This is a genomic window from Microbacterium sp. CCNWLW41, assembly GCF_037083505.1.
The window spans coordinates 196767-217475 of sequence record NZ_JBAOJP010000001.1 but is presented as its reverse complement, the minus strand read 5'-3'; the positions used below and the strand labels follow the sequence as shown (position 1 = coordinate 217475).

Annotated in this window: 17 protein-coding genes; 9 read left to right on the top strand and 8 right to left on the bottom strand. The window is 71.7% G+C overall.

The features are described 5' to 3' along the window. Positions 1-7 precede the first annotated feature (7 nt). The 4 genes from V6R91_RS00850 to V6R91_RS00835 all read right to left on the bottom strand — a co-directional run bounded on the left by V6R91_RS00850 (position 8) and on the right by V6R91_RS00835 (position 3574). The gene (locus V6R91_RS00850) at positions 8-1834 is read right to left on the bottom strand and encodes an Ig-like domain-containing protein (protein ID WP_336393705.1); all 1827 of its coding nucleotides are present in this window, start codon (positions 1832-1834) and stop codon (positions 8-10) included. Between the two features lie 88 nt (positions 1835-1922). Continuing rightward, a complete protein-coding gene (locus V6R91_RS00845; RefSeq protein ID WP_336393704.1) occupies positions 1923-2315 on the bottom strand; it encodes a hypothetical protein in 393 nt (130 codons plus the stop codon). Positions 2316-2407: 92 nt separating this feature from the next. Beyond that, positions 2408-2971: a signal peptidase I gene (locus tag V6R91_RS00840; RefSeq protein ID WP_336393703.1), complete on the bottom strand. Its 564-nt coding sequence runs from the start codon at positions 2969-2971 to the stop codon at positions 2408-2410. A gap of 27 nt (positions 2972-2998) precedes the next feature. Further along, the gene (locus V6R91_RS00835; RefSeq protein ID WP_336393702.1) at positions 2999-3574 is read right to left on the bottom strand and encodes a TasA family protein; all 576 of its coding nucleotides are present in this window, start codon (positions 3572-3574) and stop codon (positions 2999-3001) included. A gap of 244 nt (positions 3575-3818) precedes the next feature. On the opposite strand from V6R91_RS00835, the gene V6R91_RS00830 reads away from it, so the two are divergent. Both V6R91_RS00830 and V6R91_RS00825 read left to right on the top strand, forming a co-directional pair. Beyond that, complete coding sequence (locus V6R91_RS00830) at positions 3819-5531, top strand: IlvD/Edd family dehydratase (protein WP_336393701.1); 1713 nt, start codon at positions 3819-3821, stop codon at positions 5529-5531. A 33-nt stretch (positions 5532-5564) separates the two neighbouring features. Next, positions 5565-6572 (top strand): zinc-dependent alcohol dehydrogenase, encoded by a 1008-nt coding sequence (locus V6R91_RS00825; RefSeq protein WP_336393700.1) that lies wholly within the window; start codon positions 5565-5567, stop codon positions 6570-6572. Between the two features lie 43 nt (positions 6573-6615). Here V6R91_RS00825 and V6R91_RS00820 read toward each other — a convergent pair whose 3' ends face one another. Then, the gene (locus tag V6R91_RS00820; RefSeq protein ID WP_336393699.1) at positions 6616-7515 is read right to left on the bottom strand and encodes a helix-turn-helix transcriptional regulator; all 900 of its coding nucleotides are present in this window, start codon (positions 7513-7515) and stop codon (positions 6616-6618) included. A 100-nt stretch (positions 7516-7615) separates the two neighbouring features. On the opposite strand from V6R91_RS00820, the gene V6R91_RS00815 reads away from it, so the two are divergent. The 5 genes from V6R91_RS00815 to V6R91_RS00795 all read left to right on the top strand — a co-directional run bounded on the left by V6R91_RS00815 (position 7616) and on the right by V6R91_RS00795 (position 13539). Beyond that, the gene (locus tag V6R91_RS00815) at positions 7616-8863 is read left to right on the top strand and encodes a multidrug effflux MFS transporter (protein WP_336393698.1); all 1248 of its coding nucleotides are present in this window, start codon (positions 7616-7618) and stop codon (positions 8861-8863) included. 55 nt (positions 8864-8918) lie between these two features. After that, complete coding sequence (locus V6R91_RS00810) at positions 8919-9938, top strand: zinc-dependent alcohol dehydrogenase family protein (RefSeq protein ID WP_336393697.1); 1020 nt, start codon at positions 8919-8921, stop codon at positions 9936-9938. A 189-nt stretch (positions 9939-10127) separates the two neighbouring features. Next, entirely contained in the window at positions 10128-11153 is a 1026-nt protein-coding gene (locus V6R91_RS00805) for a carbohydrate ABC transporter permease (RefSeq protein ID WP_336393696.1), read from the top strand. Then, positions 11153-12103, top strand: coding sequence for a carbohydrate ABC transporter permease (locus tag V6R91_RS00800; RefSeq protein ID WP_336393695.1), 951 nt, complete (start codon positions 11153-11155; stop codon positions 12101-12103). Before V6R91_RS00805 ends, V6R91_RS00800 begins: the two co-directional genes overlap by 1 nt. Before the next feature lie 65 nt (positions 12104-12168). Continuing rightward, positions 12169-13539, top strand: a complete 1371-nt coding sequence (locus V6R91_RS00795) for an ABC transporter substrate-binding protein (RefSeq protein ID WP_336393694.1) — start codon at positions 12169-12171, stop codon at positions 13537-13539. A 91-nt stretch (positions 13540-13630) separates the two neighbouring features. Here the strand turns inward: V6R91_RS00795 and corA are convergent, their stop codons facing one another. Beyond that, the gene (gene corA, locus V6R91_RS00790) at positions 13631-14629 is read right to left on the bottom strand and encodes a magnesium/cobalt transporter CorA (RefSeq protein WP_336393693.1); all 999 of its coding nucleotides are present in this window, start codon (positions 14627-14629) and stop codon (positions 13631-13633) included. 102 nt (positions 14630-14731) lie between these two features. On the opposite strand from corA, the gene V6R91_RS00785 reads away from it, so the two are divergent. Beyond that, entirely contained in the window at positions 14732-15700 is a 969-nt protein-coding gene (locus V6R91_RS00785) for a squalene cyclase (RefSeq protein WP_336393692.1), read from the top strand. 25 nt (positions 15701-15725) lie between these two features. On the opposite strand, the gene helR is transcribed toward V6R91_RS00785, so the two are convergent. Then, positions 15726-17864 carry an RNA polymerase recycling motor ATPase HelR gene (gene helR, locus V6R91_RS00780; RefSeq protein ID WP_336393691.1) on the bottom strand — a complete coding sequence of 713 codons (2139 nt, stop codon included), beginning with the start codon at positions 17862-17864 and terminating at the stop codon, positions 15726-15728. A 236-nt stretch (positions 17865-18100) separates the two neighbouring features. Here helR and V6R91_RS00775 point away from each other — a divergent pair, with 236 nt between their 5' ends. Next, positions 18101-20344 carry an AAA family ATPase gene (locus V6R91_RS00775; RefSeq protein WP_336393690.1) on the top strand — a complete coding sequence of 748 codons (2244 nt, stop codon included), beginning with the start codon at positions 18101-18103 and terminating at the stop codon, positions 20342-20344. 21 nt (positions 20345-20365) lie between these two features. Here V6R91_RS00775 and V6R91_RS00770 read toward each other — a convergent pair whose 3' ends face one another. Continuing rightward, the gene (locus tag V6R91_RS00770; protein ID WP_336393689.1) at positions 20366-20695 is read right to left on the bottom strand and encodes a carboxymuconolactone decarboxylase family protein; all 330 of its coding nucleotides are present in this window, start codon (positions 20693-20695) and stop codon (positions 20366-20368) included. Positions 20696-20709 lie beyond the last annotated feature (14 nt).

The following is a 20709-nucleotide window of genomic DNA, read 5'->3' as shown; positions in this document are numbered from 1 at the left end:
GGCTCACTCAGAACTCCCGGTCCAGGTTGCCCGTCTCGGTGACGGGGGTGTTCGAAGAGGCGGTGCCGCCGAGGTCGGTCGCAGAGCCGGACGGCGTCCACACCATGGCGGCCGCCGATGTCGTCGGAGCGGTGCGCAGGGCGCCGCCGCCGAGGAGGGAGCCGAGGGTGACCTGCACGACGGTCACGGGCAGGCCGTTCACGGTCGCGGTGGTCGCCGTCATCGTGGCGTTGAACGTCGACGTCTTGTTGCTCTTCACGTAGTCGCCCTTGAGGTTGACGGAGCCGAGGTTCACGAGCGTGCTCGTGCCGGGGACCAGCACGTCGACCGTGTCGCCGGCGTTGCCGAGCGAGAGCAGGTTGCCGTCGCGCAGGCGCAGCGTCACGGGCGCGCCGACGCCGTTCCAGCCGGCCATGATGCTCGCCGGGTTCATCTGCGTGCTGTACGTGAAGGTCATCGTGTCGCCGGCATCCAGTCGGCCCGGTGTCGTGCCGCCGCTCGCGGTCTGCACATCCGTGCCGCGCACGGCGCGGTTGTCGACGCGGCGCTGGGCGACCGTCGCGGACGTCGTCGTCTTGCCGGCGGAGTCCGTGAGCACGGCGCGGAAGTCGTAGAGACCGTCGGCGACCGATCGGGTGTTCCAGGCGCAGCTGTACGGGGCGGCCGTCGGAGCGCATACGGTGGTCCAGGCGGTCGTGCCGCTCAGAGTCATCTGGATGGCGACGTTCGCGACTCCGGCCGTCGAGTTGGCCGTCGCGGTGAGGCTCGCCGCTCCGCTGAGGAAGGCGCCCGGGTCCTCCATCGCCACCGATGCCACGGTGTTGTCGACGACGCGCTGTGCGATGACGGCGGAGGTCGTGATGTTCCCGGCCCCGTCGGTCGCGACGGCACGGAAGGAGTAGCTCCCGCCGGGCAGCGCGGTCGTGGCGTACCGGCACGAGTACGGCGGAGCGGTGACGGTGCACGCGTCCTGCCAGCTCGTGCCGTTGGCCGAGAGCTGGATCACGACGCGGGCGATGCCCGACGCGGCGTCGGAGGCGGTCGCGGCGAGCGTCACGGTGCCTCGCAGCGGCGACCCCGGGTCGGTCATCGCCACGGTGGGCGCCCCGTTGTCGACGAGGACGTCGGCGACGACGTTGGACGCGGTGGTCACGCCGTTGGCGGTGACGGTCGCCCGCAGGTCGTAGAAGTCGTCCTTGAGCGAGCCCGTGGCCCAGGCGCAGGTGTACGGCGACGTCGTCGTCGTGCAGACCGACTTCCAGATCCCCGTGCCCGCGACGGCGTACTCGAAGTTCACCGTGTAGGTGCCCGTGCCGGGGTTCTGCAGCGCGGCGGCGAGCGAGACGGATCCGCGCACGATCTCACCCGGGTCGGCGAGGACGATGCCGACGGCGTTGCCGACGGTGGCGCGCACGCTCGTCGAGGTGGTGACGTAGCCGGAGTTGTCAGTGGCGACGGCGCGCAGGTCGTAGGCGCCGTCGGCGGTGGTGCGGGTGTCCCACGCGCAGCTGTAGGGGCTCGTGGTGTCGGCGCAGAGCGTCGTCCACGTCGCCGCTCCGACGGCCTGGACCGAGATGACGACGCTGCGGATGCCGGTCTCGGCGTCCGCCGCGAGGGCGGTGATCGTCGCGGTGTCGCGGAGGGTGCCGGCGGGCTGCTGGACCGACACCGTCGGCGGCGTCCAGTCGACGGCGGCGCCGACGCGGTTCGCGCCGTTGGTGGTCTGGGCGGTGAAGGACGCCGACGAGAGGGCCGGTCCGAGCGGACCCCCGGCGACGAGCAGGACGGCCGCGAGCACCACGAGCACCGCGTTGCGGAGCGCGGTGCGGGTCATCGGGTTCTCCTCGTCGGACGGGGCGATTCCGACGCTACGCGCGGCCGGGTTACAGCCGTGCCACGGCAGCGCCTCACCCGCTCCACAATCAGCGTGGGCAGCCGTCGGCGACGCGGCGCGCGGTGGCCGGCCATGACGCGGTCAGGCAGGCGGCGAGGCCCGCGAGCAGGAGATCCCGTCCGTCCCACGGCGCGGCAGCTGCGCCGGGGATGCCCATGGTGTGGGTCAGGCAGACGCCGACCAGCGTCGCTGCGCCGATGAGGACCATGGCCAGCCGCGACTCGAAGCAGCGCGCGGTGACGAGGCGCAGGGCGGCGAGCACTCCCGCCGTGCCGAGGACGGCGGACACCAGCGCCGACGGGTCCTGGCGGGGGTCGCCTGCGGAGGCTGCCAGCAGGTGAAGTGCCGACAGGCTCACGAGGGCGGCCGTCGCACCCCCGCCGATCAGGCGGTGACGTGCGGAGGCGCGAAGGGGTGCCATGGGGAGCTCCGGGAAGGGCAGGTCGCCGGTGAGCGGGGACCGGCGGCGGTGGGGAAGGTCGTGGCCCGCGTTTCGGGTACGCGGGCCACGGGTCAGGAGGCGACGGGAGCCGGGGCGGCGCCGCGGCGTGGGCTGCCGGCGCGGATGAGGTCGCGGAGGAAGAGCAGGGCGATGAAGGCGGCGGGTACGCCGATCGCCAGCATCCGGATCATCGCATCGGACAGGGCGATGAAGATCCAGCCGACGAGGGGCACCCAGCCGACCACGCGGGGCTGGACGGCGTCGGCGAGGGTGAAGGTCCAGGGGTCGACGCCGGCGTTGGCGTCCCCCTGGGTGCGGAACACCCGCGACGGGCTGCCGTCGGGGTTCGGTTCGATCGAGACGATGCGGTGTGTGACGAGCTCGGTGATGCCCGAGTCGGCAGGGGGCAGGTACGTGATGACGTCGCCGGTCCGAAGCTCCGACACCGGCACCTGGCGCTCGAAGACGAGCGCACCTCGTTCGAAGGTGCCGGACATGGAGCCGCCGGTGATGACGTAGCGGTCCATCCCGAGGAGGCCGGGCACGAACATGAGCGCCGCGATGATGGTGGCGATGATCGCGGCGATCGTGATCGCGGCGCTGCCGACTCGCTGGAACGTCTTCGCGGCGCTCATGTCGTGTCCCCCCTACCCCAAGTCGGATTACTGGTTGGTGACCGTCGCGGCGGTCTGCGTGGCATCCCACGTGTAGGTCGCAGTGGCGGTCTTGCCCTGCTCCTCGTTGCCCGCGGTCTGGGCGAGCGTCACGCTGAAGGTGTACTCGCGGGCCTCCCCAGCGGCGAACTGGCCGAGGGCGACGGGGCCGGCCGTGGTGAGGGCGCCGAAGGTGCCGCTCCAGACGGTGGTCGAGCCGTTGGTGATGGTGAGCTTGAGGTTGTCCTTGTTCGCGAAGCCGTTCGTTGCGCTCTCGGTCAGCTTGAGGACCGCGGCCAGCGAGCCGGAGTTCGTGATCGTGACCTTGCCGTTGACGGTGTCGCCGGGCTTGAGGTTGTCGAGGTTGAAGATCGCGCTGTTCGCCTTCGAGTTCTGCTGCGTCAGCGTGCCGGTGCTGTAGGCGTTGCCGGTGTTGACCGAGTTGGCGACGAAGTCGGCGCCCGAGCCCACGGTGATGGCGGCGGCGACCAGAAGGCCGGCGAGCGGAAGGAGGATGCGCTTGCGCGAACGAGCGGGCGCGGCGACCGGAGCGGCGGGGGTGGCGGGGGTGGCGGTGATGTCCATCGTGGGCGGGTTCCTGTTCTGAGAAGGGGTTCTTCGTGCTGTGGAAGACGCTACGAAGGCGCGGGCAACAGAACCCCCACAGCCGGACTACGACAGCGCCAGGGCTCGGACACACGCGTCCGCGGATGGCAACGAGCGGGTGACGGATGCCGCGTCCCGGCCGCGCCGGATCGCGCGGAGCCCCCTCGCGGTCGGGCAGGATGGCAGGAGCGCCCGTTCGAGCGGGCGGGGATGTGGGTCACCGGTGACGCTTCGCAGTTCCCAGTGGTATGCGGGCGACGACCGCAACGCGTACATCCACCGTGCCTGGATGCGGCGCGGCGTGCCGGACTCCGCGTTCACCGGCCGCCCGCAGATCGCGATCGCCAACACCGCCTCCGACCTGACGCCGTGCAACGCGCACCTGACCGAGGTCGCGCAGTCCGTGAAGAACGGCGTCTACGAGGCCGGCGGCATCCCGCTGGAGCTCCCGGTGATCTCGCTCGGCGAGACGAACGTGCGGCCGACCGCGATGCTGTGGCGCAACATGGCGGCCATGGCGACGGAGGAGATGCTGCGCGCCAACCCCATCGACGGCGTCGTGCTCCTCGGCGGATGCGACAAGACGATCCCGGCGCTGCTCATGGCCGCGGCATCCGTGGATCTTCCCGCCGTCGTCGTGCCCGGCGGACCGATGCTGACCGGGCACTTCCGGGGCGAGGCGCTCGGCTGCGGCACCGATGTGTGGCGGCTCAGCGAGGAGGTGCGCGCGGGCACGCTCAGCGAGGCGATGTTCCTGAGATCCGAGTCGTCGATGATCCGCTCCAAGGGGCACTGCAACACGATGGGCACGGCGTCGACCATGGCGCTGGTCGCAGAGGCGCTCGGGGTGGTCGTGCCCGGGGTGGCCGGAACCCCCGCGGCGGATGCGCGGCTGCTCGAGGCGGCGCACCTGACCGGCGCGCTGGCCGTGGGGCTCGTGGCGGAGGACCGCCGGCCGTCGACGTTCCTCACCGAGGGCAGCTTCCGCAACGCGATCGTCGCGCTGGCGGCGATCGGCGGATCCACCAACGCGGTGGTGCACCTGCTGGCGATCGCGGGGCGGCTGGGCATCGACCTCACGATCGACGACTTCGACCGCGTCGGGGCCGACGTGCCGCTGCTGGTGAACCTGCAGCCGGCCGGCCGGTACCTCATGGACGACCTGTTCCGCGCCGGCGGGTTCCTCGCGGTGATGCGCGAGGTGCGCGACCTGCTGGACCCGGAGGCCCTCACTATCACCGGGCGCCCGTTCGTCGAGTACGTCGACGACGCCCGCATCTGGGACCCCGACGTCATCGCCTCGCGGGACGCGCCGCTGCAGCCGCACGCGGGGATCTCGGTGCTGCGCGGGTCGCTCGCGCCGGGCGGCGCACTCATCAAGCCCGCCGCCGCCTCGCCGCACCTGCTGAGGCATCGCGGCCGGGCCGTCGTGTTCGACTCGATCGAGGACTTCCACCGACGCGTCGACGACCCGGAGCTCGACATCGACGAGGAGTCCGTGATGGTCCTGCGCGGCTGCGGCCCGAAGGGCTACCCCGGCATGCCGGAGGTGTCGAACATGCCGCTGCCGAAGAAGCTGCTCGAGCGCGGCGTCCGCGATGTCGTGCGCATCTGCGACGGCCGCATGTCGGGCACCGCCTACGGCACCGTCGTGCTGCACGTGACGCCTGAGGCCGCCGCGGGAGGCCCGCTCGCCCTCGTGCAGAGCGGCGACTGGATCAGCCTCGACGTGCGCGCCGGCCGACTCGACCTCGACGTCCCCGCGGAGGAGCTGGCCGAGCGGATGCCGAGCCAGGCCACCCTCGACGGCTACGCCCGGCCCCGGCGGGGGTGGGAGCGCCTCTACGTCGATCATGTCCTGCAGGCAGACAGGGGCGCCGACCTGGACTTCCTGGTCGGCGCATCCGGATCCGAGGTGTCGCGTGAGTCGCATTGATACCCAGACCGCGCCGAACCTGTGGGCGGGGCGATGAGGGCGCTCGTCGTCACCGGACCCGGCCACGCCGAGATCCAGGAGGTCGCGGAACCGGAAGCAGGCCCCGGCGAGGTCGTCGTCGATGTCCGGCGCGCGGGCATCTGCGGGACCGACATCGAGTTCTTCACGGGCGAGATGGCGTACCTCGGCACCGGTGACGCCGCGTATCCGATGCGCATCGGGCACGAGTGGATGGGCGTCGTCTCGGCCGTCGGCCCGGGGGTCGACCCTCTCTGGGTCGGTCGCCGCGTCACCGGCGACACCATGCTGGGGTGCGGGGCGTGCCGGCGCTGCGAGCATGGACGGCAGCACGTGTGCGCGCGCCGGCTCGAGCTCGGCATCCGCGGGGGCAAGGCGGGCGCGCTCGCCGAGAAGGTCGGGACGACCGTCTCGTCGCTGCACGGACTCCCCGAGCCGGTGGACGATGCGATGGGGGCGATGGTCGAACCGGGCGGCAACGCCTTCCGGGCCGTGCAGGGTGCGGCGCTGCAGCCCGGCGACCGCTGCCTCATCCTCGGCCCGGGCACGATCGGGCTCCTCTGCGCCATGTTCGCCCGCGCCGCCGGCGCCGAGGTGCACCTGCTCGCGCGCCACGAGGGGGCGAGGGCGTTCGCCCGATCGCTCGGCTTCGACCACGTCTGGACCCAGGAGCGGCTGCCGGAGCTGCCGTGGGACGCCGTGATCGAGGCATCCAACGCGTCCCAGCTCCCGGCGAAGGCGCTCGAGCTGGTCGAACCCGGCGGGCGGGTGGTCTACATCGGCCTCGCCGGAACCCCGAGTCTCATCGACACGCGCGACCTGGCGCTGAAGGACGTGACGGCGGTCGGCGTGCTGAGCGCCTCACCCGGGCTCGCCGGAACCATCGACGCCTTCGCGGCAGGGGTGGTCGACCCGCGCCCGCTCGTCGCCGCCACCGTGGCCCTCGAGGATCTGCCCGCGATCCTGGCGGGTGAGCGGCCGGAGGGTGCCGGATCCGGTCCGAAGTTCCACGTCGCCCTGTGAGCGGGCTCGGCGGATCACCGCCGGGGCGCCGACGCGGGGCGCGTCAGGCGCCTTCGGCCGCGTGCTCGTCCGCGGCGGGCGCCTCGGCGCGGTGCGTCGCCGCCCACGAGGCGAGGAGACGCAGTCGCTCCGCGGAGGGCGACCCCGGCTCGGCGGTGTAGATGAGCATCACATGCCCGGGCTCTGCGGTGATCGCGAGCTCCTCGTAGGCCAGGATCAGCTCGCCGACCACCGGATGGTGGAACCGCTTGGTGCCCGCGCCGTGCGTGCGCACGTCGTGGGCGGCCCACAGCCGCCGGAACGTCTCGCTGCGCGTGGACAGCTCGCCGACGAGCTCCTGCATCGCCGGGTCGTGCGGATCGCGGCCTGCCTCGGCGCGCATGACACCCACGCACATCTCGGCGAACCGGTCCCAGTCGGGGTAGAACTCACGGGCGGCCGGGTCGAGGAACTGGAAGCGGGCGAGGTTCGGCACACGTCCGCCGTCGCCGATGACGGGGGAGTAGAAGGCCCGGCCGAGCTCGTTGACCGCGAGCAGGTTCTGGCGCTGGTCGCGCACGAACGCGACGCCGTCGGTGATCGCCGTCATGGCCCACTGCAGGCTGGGGCGCGCCGCCGACGTGCGGGAACTCCGGCGGCGCGGGCGGCCGCTGGTGGGGATGCCGTCCGCCGCGCGCGCGAGGTCGAACAGGTGCGCCCGCTCGGCGTCGTCGAGCTGCAGGGCCCGCGCGACGGCCTCGAGCACCGACGCCGATGCGCCGGCGATGCTTCCTCGCTCGAGCTTGGCGTAGTACTCGACGCTGACGCCCGCGAGGATCGCGACCTCGCCGCGGCGCAGCCCCGGGACGCGGCGGTTCGGCCCCGCCGCGATGCCGGCGGCATCGGGCGTCACCCGCGCCCGGCGCGTCATGAGGAACTCTCGCACCTCGGCTCGGTTGTCCATACGAGAAGGCTAGATCGGCTCGGCCGCGCGAAGGGTGCCCTGTCGGTACATGTCTCATCAGGAACTCCCCCGGCGAGCGGCGGCGCGCGACGCTCGATGCATGACCGACACCGCCGCTCCGCCGCGAAGCACGCGCACCCGGCTGCTGCCGACGCTGCTGCTCCTGCTCACGGTCTTCGGGCCGATCTCCATGGACCTCTACCTTCCGGCGCTCCCCGCGCTCACGAGCGAGCTCGGCGCAGCGACCTCGGTCGCCCAGCTCACCGTGACCGCATGCCTCGTGGGCCTGGCCGTCGGGCAGCTGGTCGCGGGTCCGCTCTCCGACCGGTTCGGTCGGCGGGGGATCCTCCTCGTCGGCATCGCGGCGTACATCGCGACCTCGGCGCTGTGCGCCATGAGTCCCACGATCGAGCTGCTCATCGCCGCGCGCTTCGTGCAGGGCTTCGCGGGCGGCGTCGGCATCGTCATCGCGCAGGCCGCCGGTCGCGACGTGTACTCCGGCGGCGCGCTCATCCGCTTCTACGGCCGGCTGACGGTGGTGGGCGGACTCGCCGCCATCGTGGGCCCCCTTCTCGGCGGGGTGCTCATCGCCGTCACCGACTGGCGGGGACTGTTCGCCTTCCTCGCGCTGATCGGCGCGGGCATCCTCGTCATCACGCTGCAGACCTTCCCCGAGACACTGCCGGTCGCCCACCGCACGCAGGGCGGCTGGACCCGCACGATGCGCGACTACCGGACGCTGGTGACGGATGCCGCGTTCCTCGGCGCCGTCCTCAACCAGGGCTTCCTCTACGCGGCACTCTTCGCCTACCTGGCAGGGGCGACTTTCGTGCTGCAGGGCATCTACGGACTGACGCCCCTCGGCTACGCGCTCGCCTTCGGGCTGAACTCCGCCGGCTTCATGGTCTTCGGCTGGCTCGCCGGCCGCCTGGCCGAGCGCTGGAGCCTTCGCGGGACGCTCGTGGCGGGCATCATGGTCGCGGGGCTGGGCGCCGCCGGGCTGCTCGCATCCGGCCTGGCGGCGATGCCGCTCTGGGTCGTGATCGTCTCGCTCTTCGCGCTCGCGGTCGGCGTCGCCATCACCTCGCCCCCCGCGACCACCCTGGCCCTGGCCGACCACCCCCGCATGGCCGGCACCGCATCGTCGCTGCTGGGCATGGTGCGCTTCGGCTTCGGCGGCATCGCCGCCCCGCTCGTGGGGGTCGCCGGTGCGACCAGCATCCTGCCTCTCGGCGTCGTCACCGTGACGGCTGTGGCGCTGGCGGCCGTCGCCGACGTCGTGCTGACCCGCCGGTCCGCTCCCGCGGCGACCGTGGAGCAGGCGGGGGTGGCGGCATCCGTCGGCTGACCGCCTCCGAACCCGAGACCACCCCCATCCGAACCCCGACAACAAGGAGCACCCCATGCGCGCCGTCATCATGACCGCACCCCGCGACGTCCGCGTCGAAGACCGCGACGATCCTGTCATCGTGGAGCCCACCGACGCCGTCATCAAGCTCGCCGCGACCTGCATCTGCGGGTCGGACCTGTGGCCGTACCGCGGCGACGACGAGGCCGACCACCTGCCGATGGGACACGAGTACGTCGGCGTCGTCACCGAGATCGGCGAGGACGTGCGCACCCTGACGGTCGGCGACTTCGTCGTCGGCTCGTTCTTCGCCTCCGACAACACGTGCGAGATCTGCCAGGCCGGGTACCAGTCGCGGTGCATCCACGCGTACCCGGTGGGCGCCATCGGCACGCAGTCCGAGTACGCCCGCATCCCGATGGCCGACGGCACCCTCGTCGCCACTCCTGGTCAGCCCGATCCGGACCTGATCCCGTCGCTGCTGGCGGCCTCCGACGTGCTGGGCACCGGCTGGTTCGCCGCGGTCGCCGCCGAGGCCGGCCCGGGCAAGACGGTCGCCGTCGTCGGCGACGGCGCCGTGGGCCTCCTCGGCATCCTCGCCGCCAAGCAGCTCGGCGCGGAGCGCATCATCGCGATGAGCCGGCACGCCGACCGGCAGGCCCTGGCCCGCGAGTTCGGAGCGACCGACATCGTCGAGGAGCGCGGCGACGAGGGCGTGGCGAAGATCAAGGAGCTCACCGGCGGCTACGGCGCGCACAGCGTCATCGAGGCGGTGGGCACGCAGGAGGCGATGATGCAGGCCATCCGCGCGACCCGGCCGGGCGGCCACGTCGGGTACGTCGGCGTCTCGCACGACGTCTCGCTCGACGGGCTCGAGCTGTTCTTCTCGGGGGTGCACCTCCACGGCGGACCGGCCCCCGTGCGCCGGTTCCTGCCCGAGCTGATCCAGCTGATCTGGGACCGCCGGATCGACCCGGGCAAGGTCTTCGATCTGACCCTGCCGCTCGACGAGGCCGCCGAGGGCTACCGGGCGATGGACGAGCGTCGGGCCACCAAGGTGCTCCTCACCGTCTGATCTCGCGGACCGGAGGGGGCGCCGCCGGCGCCCCCTCCCCGGGGGATGCACAGAAGCAGCGCTTCGCGCAACCCCATGGAGAGCGGCCGGCGGTGGTGCCTAACGTCGCGTCATGGCCGCACCATGCCCACTTCTCACCGCGCGACGCGAGGTCGGGCGTCGCGCACGCCCAGCGAGCGAGGCGCCGCGATGAGCGTGACGTCGCAGAACGACGCCGTCGTCGAGGCTCTCAAGGAGGCCACCGACTCGAGCGCGGACGGCGGACGGGGCCGCGCGCGGCGCAAGGAGCGCCCGCGCAAGGTCAAGGTCAAGGTCAAGCAGCACTACGACAAGCGAGAGGTGCTCGCCGGCTATCTCTTCATCTCGCCGTGGATCGTCGGGTTCCTGATCTTCACCGCCGGCGCGATGGTCTACAGCCTCTACATCTCGTTCAGCAACTACAACCTCGCCACCAACACGGCCCGCCCGGTCGGTGTCACCAACTACGCCGGCCTGTTCGAAGACCCGCGGGTGGGTGTCTCCCTGGCGAACACGCTGTTCTACGTGGTGCTGGCGGTTCCGCTCGAGATCGTCTTCGCCCTGATCCTCGCGATGCTGCTCAACCGTGTCGGCCGCGGCGCCGGCGCGTTCCGGACGCTGTACTACCTGCCCAAGATGACCCCGGCCGTCGCCACCGCGGCGGTGTTCTTCCTGCTGCTGAACGGCAACACCGGCGCGATCAACCAGGGTCTGCGCATCTTCGGCATCGAGGGTCCGCAGTGGCTCGTCGATCCCGCGTGGGTGAAACCGAGCATCGTGATCATGACGCTGTGGACGGTCGCCGGCACGATGGTGATCTTCCTCGCGGCGTTGAAGAACGTGCCGGTCGAGCTGTACGAGGTCGCCTCGCTCGACGGTGCCGGCCCCGTGCGCAAGTTCTTCTCCATCACGCTGCCGATGATCTCGGGCGCGATGTTCTTCAACATCATCGTGCTGTCGATCGCCGCCTTCCAGGTCTTCGACCAGGCGTACCTGCTGTTCTGGCGCGATCAGAGCAACGCCTCGCCCGAGGCATCCCTCTTCTACGCCATCTATCTCTTCCAGCAGGCGTTCCGGCAGTTCAACTTCGGGTTCGCCGCGGCGATGGCGTGGCTGCTCTTCGTCATCATCATGATCATCACGGTGATCCAGGTGAAGTTCGGCAACCGCTTCGTGTACTACGAGGGAGACCGCTGATGTCGGCGTCGCTGCAGACCCCCGGAGTGTCCCGGCCCACCCCCGAAGCCGCGGTGGCCGCCGCTCCGCCGCCCAGGCGCTCCCGCTGGCGCCGCGGGCTCTCGCAGCCCAAGACCCTCGCCGGGCGCGTGGTGCTGACGATCCTCCTCCTCGGGTTCGCGCTGCTGTTCCTCTACCCGTTCGCCTGGCTGCTCGCGGCGAGCTTCAAGCCGCGCGGCGAGGTCTTCGACAACTCGCTCATCCCGAAGACCTTCGTGCCCGAGAACTACGTCGAGGTGTGGAACCAGCTGCCGCTGCTGAGCTGGATGTTCAACAGCGTGGCGATCGCGCTCCTGGCCGCCGGAACGGTGGCGATCTCGAGCTCGATCGTCGCGTTCGGCTTCGCGTACTTCCGCTTCCCGCTGCGGGGGCTGCTGTTCGGCCTGGTGCTGGCGACCATGATGCTCCCGGGTGCGGTGACGATGATCCCGATCTACCTGATCTGGAAGGAGACCGGGTTCCTCGGCACGTGGGTTCCGCTGTGGGGCATGAACCTCTTCGGCTCGGCCTTCTACATCTTCCTGCAGCGGCAGTTCTTCCTGAGCCTGCCCAAGGAGCTGTTCGAAGCGGCGCGCCTGGACGGCGCGAGCTACTGGGGACTGTTCTGGCGCATCGCGATGCCGCTGTCGATCCCGTCGTTCGTCATCGTGTTCCTGTTCGAGTTCCAGGCGAGCTGGAACAACCTCCAGGCCGCGCTGATCTACCTCAACGCCGGATCCGTCGACGAGTTCACCGCGCCCCTGGGCATCGCCTACGCGATGACGAAGTACAGCCCCACCGCCGGCGGCCAGGGCGACTACCAGTACGTGATGGTGGCGTCGCTGCTGGTCACGCTCCCCATGCTCATCCTGTTCGCCTTCGGCCAGCGGTACTTCATCGAGGGCGTGGCGACGCAGGGAAGGAAGGGATGACGGATGCCTCTCCGACGCTGACCTCGATTCCACAACCACACATCACGAACGCGAAAGGGAAACAGATGCGCAAGCGCATGATCGGAATGGCCGCCATCGCGGCATCCGCTGTCCTCCTCGCCGGCTGCGGCGGCGGCGGCAACGGCGGCGGAGTCACCGACGGCGACGTCGACTTCGAGGCCGAGCCGACCGGCGCCCTCTCGGCGTGGGGCTTCGAGAACGCCGACGACGTCGGGCAGTCCCGGCTGGACTACGCGGAGGAGCAGCTCCCGGACGTCGAGGTCGACCTCGACGCCACAGCGTTCGACGCGCAGAAGTTCACCACGCGCATCGCGGGCGGCGACGTCCCCGACGTCGTGCAGATGGACCGGCGGTACGTCACCCAGTACGCCGCGCAGGGTCTCATCGTCCCGCTCGACGCGTGCTTCGAGGCGCAGGGGGTCACCCCCGACGACTACTGGTACCCCTTCGTGGTCGACGACGTCCGCTACGACGACGCGATCTGGGCCGTGCCGCAGTTCTACCAGCCGCCGGCGATCATTCTGAACAAGCGCGTGATGGACGAGGCCGGTGTCACCAGTGAGGACATCGACACGTCGAACCCCGACGCCCTCCTCGGCGCGATCGAGAAGATGTACCAGGAGTCCGGCGGAGTGCCGACGCGCCTGGGCTTCGACCCGGTCTCGACGGGCCAGGCGCCGCTGTGGATCCTCGGCATGGGCGGCCAGCTCACCGATGAGGAGGGTGCGCCGACGCTCGACGACCCGAGCAACATCGCGGGCATCGACATGCTCAAGCAGATCAACGACGCGCAGGGCGGTTACGCATCGGTGAAGAGCTTCACCGACTCGTTCGACACGTTCGGAGACAACAACCAGTTCGTCGCCGACCAGGTCGGCGCGCAGGTGAACGCGCAGTGGTACCCGAACGTGCTGTCGCCGTACGTCGACGAGATCCAGATCGAGGCCGTGCCGTTCAAGAACAGCGACGGCGAGCCCTTCTCGGTCACAGGCGGCCAGGCCTTCGTCATCCCCGCCGGTGCGGAGAACGCCGCCGCGGCCTGCGCATGGATGATCAGCCTCACCAGCGAGGACGCCTGGGCGGCCGCCGGCGAGGCGCGCGCCGCGACGCGCGAGGAGGACGGCGGCATCAACACCGGGCTGTTCACCGGCGCGCCGGGCCCCGACCAGGCGATCCGCGACGAGTACGTCGTCGAGACGGGCAACGCCGGCTTCGACCAGACCATCGCCACCTACTACGAGGTGCTCGACTACGGTCGGTCGTTCGGCTCCTCGCCCGCCGGGCAGGACATCCAGAACGAGCTGAACAACGCCGTCACCGCGGCGCTGCTCGGCGACAAGACGCCCGAAGAGGCGCTCGCCGACGCGCAGTCCGCCGCGATGCGGGCGTACGAGAACGCGACGGCCGGCGGCTGAGCCGCCGGCCGCCCCCACGCGCGGGGGACAGCGGGGCGGGTTCGACGTCAGGTCGGCCCGCCCCCGTTCGTTCGAGCGTCGTCGCTCGGGCTCAGAGCCAGTGCCGCCGGCGGAACACCCAGTACAGGGTGATGCTCGTCGCGGCCATCAGACCGAGGGCCATCGGGTAGCCGAGCGGCCACGCCAGCTCGGGCATGTACTCGAAGTTCATGCCGTAGATGGTCCCCACGAGCGTGGGGCCGAAGAGGATCGCCGCCCACCCGGAGATCTTCTTCACCTGCTCGTTCTGCATGAGTGCGGTATCCGTCTGGCGCTGCGTGACGATCGTCGCGTTGACGGTGAGCGCGTTGTCGAGGATCGAGCGGAAGGCCACCGTCTTGTCGACGATCCGCAGCGCGTGGTCGTGGACGTCGCGGAGGGCCCGCTGCAGCTCCACGTCGACCTCGTACTTCGGGGCGCCGCGCTGGAGCGCCTCGAGCATGTCGGCGAGCGGCGCGACGGCCCGCTGCAGGAGGATCACCTCGCGCGAGAGGTCGTAGATGCGCTTGGAGAGCGTGACGCCGCCGTTCTCGAACAGCGCGTCCTCGATCTCGTCGATGTCGTTCTCGACGCCGTCGATGACGGGCGTGTACTCGTCGACGACCTCGTCGAGGATCGCGTACAGCACGGCCTCCGGCCCCCGGGCCAGAAGCTCGGGCTCGCCCTCCATGCGATGGCGGACGCGGGCCAGGTCGGGGGACTCGGCGTGGCGGATCGTCACGATGAAGTCGGGCCCGACGAAGACGTGCAGCTCGCCGAACTCCACGCTCTCGGTCTCGTCGACGTACCGGGCGGGCCGGAGGACGATGAACAGGATGTCGCCGTAGCGTTCGAGCTTGGAGCGCTGATGCCCGGTGAGCGCGTCCTCGACGGCGAGACGGTGCAGCCCGAACTCGTCGGCGACCTGCGCGATCTCTTCGGGAGAGGGGCGGAACAGCCCGATCCACGCCATCCCGTGGTGTTCGCGCGTGTACTCGAAGGTCTCGCTGAGGCTCGACGGATTCCGGATCCGCTTCCCGGCGACGTACACGCCGTTGTCGACGATGGGCATCTGCCGATTCTTCTCGCCCCGCGACCGCGGGAGGTGCGACCCGCCGCGGCGGACGGATGCCGCAGCCCGGTGAACGTCGGACCGCGTGGGTACTCTGCCGTCATGACCACGGATCAGCGCGTGCTCGAGTGGCTCCTCGATTCCGACCCCGCCCTGCGCTGGCAGGTCGAGCGCGACCTCGCCGGCGCCCCGCCGGAGGTGTGGCAGGCGACGCGGTCGCGCGTTGCGACCGAGGGCTTCGGCGCGCGGCTGCTGGCGCTGCAGGGCGACGACGGCCAATGGGCGGGAGGGGCGTTCTTCCCGGCGGGCTTCTTCGGAAGCGCCGAGGCCGACGAGCCCGGCCAGCCCTGGACGGCCACCACGTGGGTGCTGAAGGACCTGCGCGAGTGGGGCCTGGACGCCCGGGCGCTCGCCGGAACCGCGGAGAAGCTGGCGGTCAACAGCCGCTGGGAGTACGAGGACCTGCCGTACTGGGGCGGCGAGGTCGACGTCTGCATCAACTCCTACACGCTCGCCGCCGGTGCGTGGCTCGGAGCGGACGTCTCCCGGCTCGTCGCCTGGTTCCCGGAGCATCGCCTGGCCGACGGCGGCTGGAACTGCGAGGCCGAAGAGGGCGACTCGGTGCGCTCCTCGTTCCACTCGACGCTGAACGCCGCCCGCGGCATCCTCGCCTACGAGCGGATCACCGGCGACGCCGGCATGCGCGACGCCCGCCACGGCGGCGAGGAGTACCTGCTGTCCCGGCGCCTCATGCTCCGTGCGTCGACCGGCGAGGTCGTCGGCGACTTCGTCAGCCGATTCGTGTACCCGAACCGCCACCGCTACAGCGCCCTGGCGGCGCTCGACCACTTCCGCGAGGTCGCGCTGCTCGAGGGCGGCCGGCCCGACCCGAGGCTGGCCGACGCGGTCGCCCTCGTGCGGGCGGCGCGTCAGCCCGATGGCACGTGGCTGCAGACGACACCGCTGCCCGGTCGCACCTGGTTCTCCGTCGACGTCGCCGAGGGCGAGCCGTCGCGCTGGCTCACCCTGATCGGCACCCGCGTGCTGCGGTGGTGGGACGAGGCGACCTGACGCTGCCCCGACGGCCGGCGCCCCGTCACTCCTCCAGCACCGCCAGGCGGCCGGTCGCGCGCGTCATGGCGACGTAGCGGTCGACGGCGCCCTCGACGCCGACCCCCCAGGTCGACGGCGCGACCATCACCACGAGGTCGAACTCGAGGCCCTTCGCCCCCTCGGCGGTGAGCGATCGCACGCGATCCTGCGGCGGGAATGCGGCGTCGCCGATCACCGCGGCCGTGCCGTCGGGGTGGGTGGCCAGCCACTCCCCGACGATCGCGTCGCGCCGCGACACCGGCGCGCGCAGCACCGGGATGCCGCTCGACCGGATCGACGTCGGCACGTTGGCGTCCGGGACGGCTGCGCGGATCACCGGCTCGGCCTCGGCCATCACCTCGCTCGGCGTGCGGTAGTTGATCGTGAGCGACGCGATCGACACCTCGGTCAGCCCGACGCGCCGCAGACGCTCCTGCCAGGACTCGTGGAAGCCGTGGCGTGCCTGCGCGCGGTCGCCGACGACGGTGAAGCTGCGCGACGGGCAGCGGGCCAGCAGCATCCGCCATTCCGCATCGGCGAGCTCCTGCGCTTCGTCGACGACGATGTGCGCGAACGGGCCTGCCAGCACGTCGGGTTCGACCGCGTCGAGCACGGACTCGTCGACGAGGCTGTTGCGCAGGTCGTCTCCGTCCAGCCACTGCATCAGCTCGTCGCCGGCCTCCTTCAGCCGCTCGACGACCTGCGCCATGTACTCGCGCTCCTGCGCGAGCCTCGCCTCGCGCCGTCGCCGTCGGCGGGATGCGTCCGGGTCGCCGAGGCGCCGCCGCGCGGCATCCAGCAGCGGCAGGTCCGATGCCGTCCACGCGGCCGGCTCCGCGCGCTGCAGGAGGTGGACCTCCTCGGGGGTGAGCCACGGTGCGCACCGGCGCAGGTAGGCGGGCACCGTCCACAGGTCGGAGACGACGACGGATGCCTCCACGAGCGGCCACGCTCGCGCGAAGGCGCTGGTCAGGTCGTCGTGGCGTGCGAGAGCCCGTCGCAGCTGGTGCAGCGGCACCTCCTCGCCGTCGACCTGGTCGGTGAGGATGTCGAGCACCCTCTCCCAGACCTGGTCGCGCGCTTCGTTGTGCGGCACGCCGGGCTCGGCGGATGCGAACGCCTCCGCCCAGTCGTCGGGAGCGAGCCGCAGCTCCGCCCACGGCGTCTCGACGAGCAGGCCCTTGAGGGGCGGCTCCTCGTAAAGGCGCACGGCGGGCTCGATCGCGTCGATCATGCGCGCGTCGGCCTTCAGGCGGGCGACGCGCGGGTCGGCCTCGGGCGGGGCCGCTGCCCCCTCGGCCACGAGGTCGCGCACCGTGCAGGTTCGCACGCTCTCCTCGCCGAGACCGGGGAGGACGTCTTCGACATAGGAGAGGTACGCGGGGCTGGGGCCGACGAAGAGGACGCCGCCGCGTCCGCCGCCCAGGTGCGGGTCGGAGTACACGAGGTAGGCGGCCCGGTGCAGTGCGACGACGGTCTTGCCCGTACCGGGCCCGCCGTCGACGACGAGGCTGCCGCGCGAGCCGGCGCGGATGATCGCGTCCTGGTCGGCCTGGATCGTGCCGAGCACATCCCGCATGCGCGGCGAACGGCTCGCGCCCAGGCTGGCGATGAACGCCGACTGATCATCGAGGGCCGCGCTGTGCGCGAATCCCTCCGCGGTGAAGACCTCATCCCAGTAGTCGGTCACCCGGCGGCCCGTCCACCGGTACCGGCGGCGGCTCGCAAGGCCCATCGGCCGCGCATGGGTCGCGGCGAAGAACGGCTCGGCCGCCGGCGTCCGCCAGTCGACCAGGAGGCGCCGGCCCGCGGGATCGGTGAGCCCGAACCGCCCGATGTAGGCCGGCTCCGATCTGTCAGCGGGAACCATGCGCCCCAGGCACGCGTCGATCGTGAAACGGCGCAGCGTGCGCAGTCGTGCGGACAGGCGATGGATCTCGAGGTCGCGTTCGAGCGCCGCCTGCCCACGTCCGCCGGGCAGACGACGGAGCGCGTCCAGGCGCTCCTCGATGGCGGCGACGGACTGGGCGATGCTCTCGGCGATCGCGGCGAAGTGGCGTTCGTCGTCGCCGATGAGCACAGGGTCGGTCTTGGCGGCGAGACGTTCGGGAAGGAGGAAAGGGCTGGTCCGGGTGGTGTTCACGGCATCGACTCCTGGCTGCTGCGCGACGCTGAGGTGCGGAGGGGTGGCGGAGGGAGCGCGTCGCGACCGACAGTATGCGCCCCCGTGGGGGCCTTGCCGCAAGCCCCGCACCCGCCGATATCCTGGGAGGGGCGGGGACGCGAGGGCGGGGACTTGGAGGTCTTTCGCAGTCGGTGCATTCGCTGGTGTGACCGGCGTGTTTGTGGCAGGGTTCGCGGGCCCGTAGGATCACGGACGTGACGGAGATTCTCCGTGAGTCCGGGCTGGGGGGCCCTGACCTGCAGGCTGTGCTTCTGCGCAGCAAGACCCAGCCGCCACCTGCTCGCCCGGGTGCGGTCAGCCGGCGCGGCCTGATCGAGCGTGCTCGCGCGAGCGGCGCCCGCGTCGTCTCGGTCACCGCCCCCGCCGGCTACGGCAAGTCCACGCTCCTGGCGGAGTGGGCGGCATCCGACGACCGCCGCGTGGCCTGGGTCTCGCTGGACCGCACCGATGTCGACCCGGCGTCACTGCTGTCGGTGATCGCGTCGGCCTCGGCGTCGTTCTCACCGGGCGCGGCATCCGTCGTCTCCGAGATGCGCGGTGTCGGCACCGCGGCGCTGGGCCGCTCCGCACCGCTGCTGGCCGGCGCGCTCGCGGGCGCGCCGAGCGCCTTCGTCCTGTTCGTGGACGACCTGCACTGGGCGGACTCTCCCGACTGCCAGGATGCGATGGAGGTGCTCCTGGCGCGCGTGCCCGCGGGATCCCAGGTCGTGCTCGCCAGCAGGCGGGAGCCGTCGCTGATCGGACGCCTCCGCGCGGCCGGCGACGCCTGGGAGATCACCGCGGCGGACCTGTCGCTGGACCACGCCGCCGCGCGCGCCGTGTTCGAGCACGCCGGAGCGGCGGGCGTCGACGACGCCGACCTGCACACCATCGTCGAGCGCTGCGAGGGCTGGCCGACGGGCCTGTTCCTGTGCGCCCTGGTGGCGCGGTCGGGCGGCGACGCGGCATCCATCACCGGCGACGACCGCTTCGTCGCGGACTATCTCTATCGGGAGTGCGTCGCGCGCCTTCCCGAAGACACGCAGGTCTTCCTGCGCCGGGCCGCCGTGCTCGAACAGCTCTCGGCGGCCTCGTGCAACGCCGTGCTCGGCATCGAGGACGCACGTGCACGGCTGCGCGACCTCGAGGACGCCAACCTCTTCCTCGTCGGGATGGACCGGCACCGCGGGTGGTTCCGCTTCCACGCCCTGTTCCGCGAATTCCTCGAGACCGAGCTCGAGCGCGCCGAGGGCGCGGTGGCCGTCGCCGAGCTGCACCGTCGGGCCGCCGCCTGGCACGAGGAGCATCGCATGCCCGTCCAGGCCGTGGAGCACCTGCTGCTCGCCGGCGAGATCGAGAGCGCGGCCGGACGCATCGCCGAACTCGGCCTGCCGATGTACCAGATGGGGCAGGTCTCCACGGTCCGCCGGTGGCTGTCGGAGCTCGGCGACAGTCTGGTCCGCAGCTACCCGCCGCTGGTGGTGACGATGACGTGGACGGCGGTCCTCCTCGGCGAAGTGTCCGCCGGCGAACGCTGGGCGCGCATCCTCGACGCCTTCGATCTGGACTCCCTCCCCGAGGGCGACCGCGTGGCGTTCGAGTCCGCGCGTGCCATGGTGCGTGCCGCGATGTGCGAGCGCGGGCACGAGCGGGTCGTGGCGGATGCCGCCTACGCCGTGCAGCACGAGCCGACGACCAGTCCCTGGCGCGATCAGGCCCTTCACCTGTGGGGATCTGCCCGCCTGCTCGTCGGCGACCTCGCGGGGGCGGAGGACGCGTTCGACGAGGCCGTCGAGGTCGCCACGCTGGCCGGCAACCCCGACACCGTGATCCTCAGCGAGCCGGAGCTCGCACTGCTGGCGATCGACGCCGGGCGCTGGGGAGTCGCCCGGGATCACGCGCAACGCGGCGTCGGCGCCATCGACGCCAGTCACATGGACGGCTACCCGACCACAGCGCTGGCGCTGGCCGTCGCGGCCCGCGTGGCCATCCACGACGGCGACCGCGACGAGGGGGCGCGGCTGCTCTCCCGCGGCATGCGGGCGCGCATCGGGTGCACGTACCTGCTTCCGTACCTCTCGATCCGCGCACGCATCCAGCTCGCGAAAGCCCACGTCGCGATCGGGGACCGGTCAGCGGCGTGGCATCTCGTCAAGGAGATCGACGACCTGCTGCGCAGGCGACCGGACGTCGGCGTGGTCTCGGCGCAGGTGGCGGAGCTGCGCAGTGCGCTCGCGGCGGAGCCCGCCGCCGGCGGATCCGTTCCCCTGACGCCGGCCGAGCTGCGGCTCCTGCCGTATCTGCAGACGCACCTGACGATCGCCGAGATCGGGCAGCGCCTCTTCATCTCACGGAACACCGTCAGCTCGGAGGTCGGGTCGATCTATCGCAAGCTCGGGGTCACCACGCGCGGCGGCGCGGTCGACAGGGCGAGCGCGCTGGGACTCCTCGGCGGCTGACGCGCGCCGGACTCGGCAGGGTCAGAGCGCCGGCTCGGGCACGAGGTCGTCGCCGTAGCCGAGCGCCGCGGCGATCCGTGGTGCGGCGGCGACGACCCGGGGCAGGCCCACGACGCTCACCATCCCCTCGAGCACCGCCACGATCTCGTGCAGCGTGACCCCCGCCGCCACCGCGTCGTCGACCGCGGAGCGGATGGACGCGGCGGGTGCGTCGGTCGCGATGAGCGCCCCCATCCGCACGAGCGCCACGGTGCGGGTGTCGAGCGCTCCCGACCACCACGGAGCCCCGGATTCGCTCTCCAGCGCCGGGTCGTCGACGCAGAAGCGTCGCAGCCGTTCGACATCGTCCACCTGCCCGCCTCCGC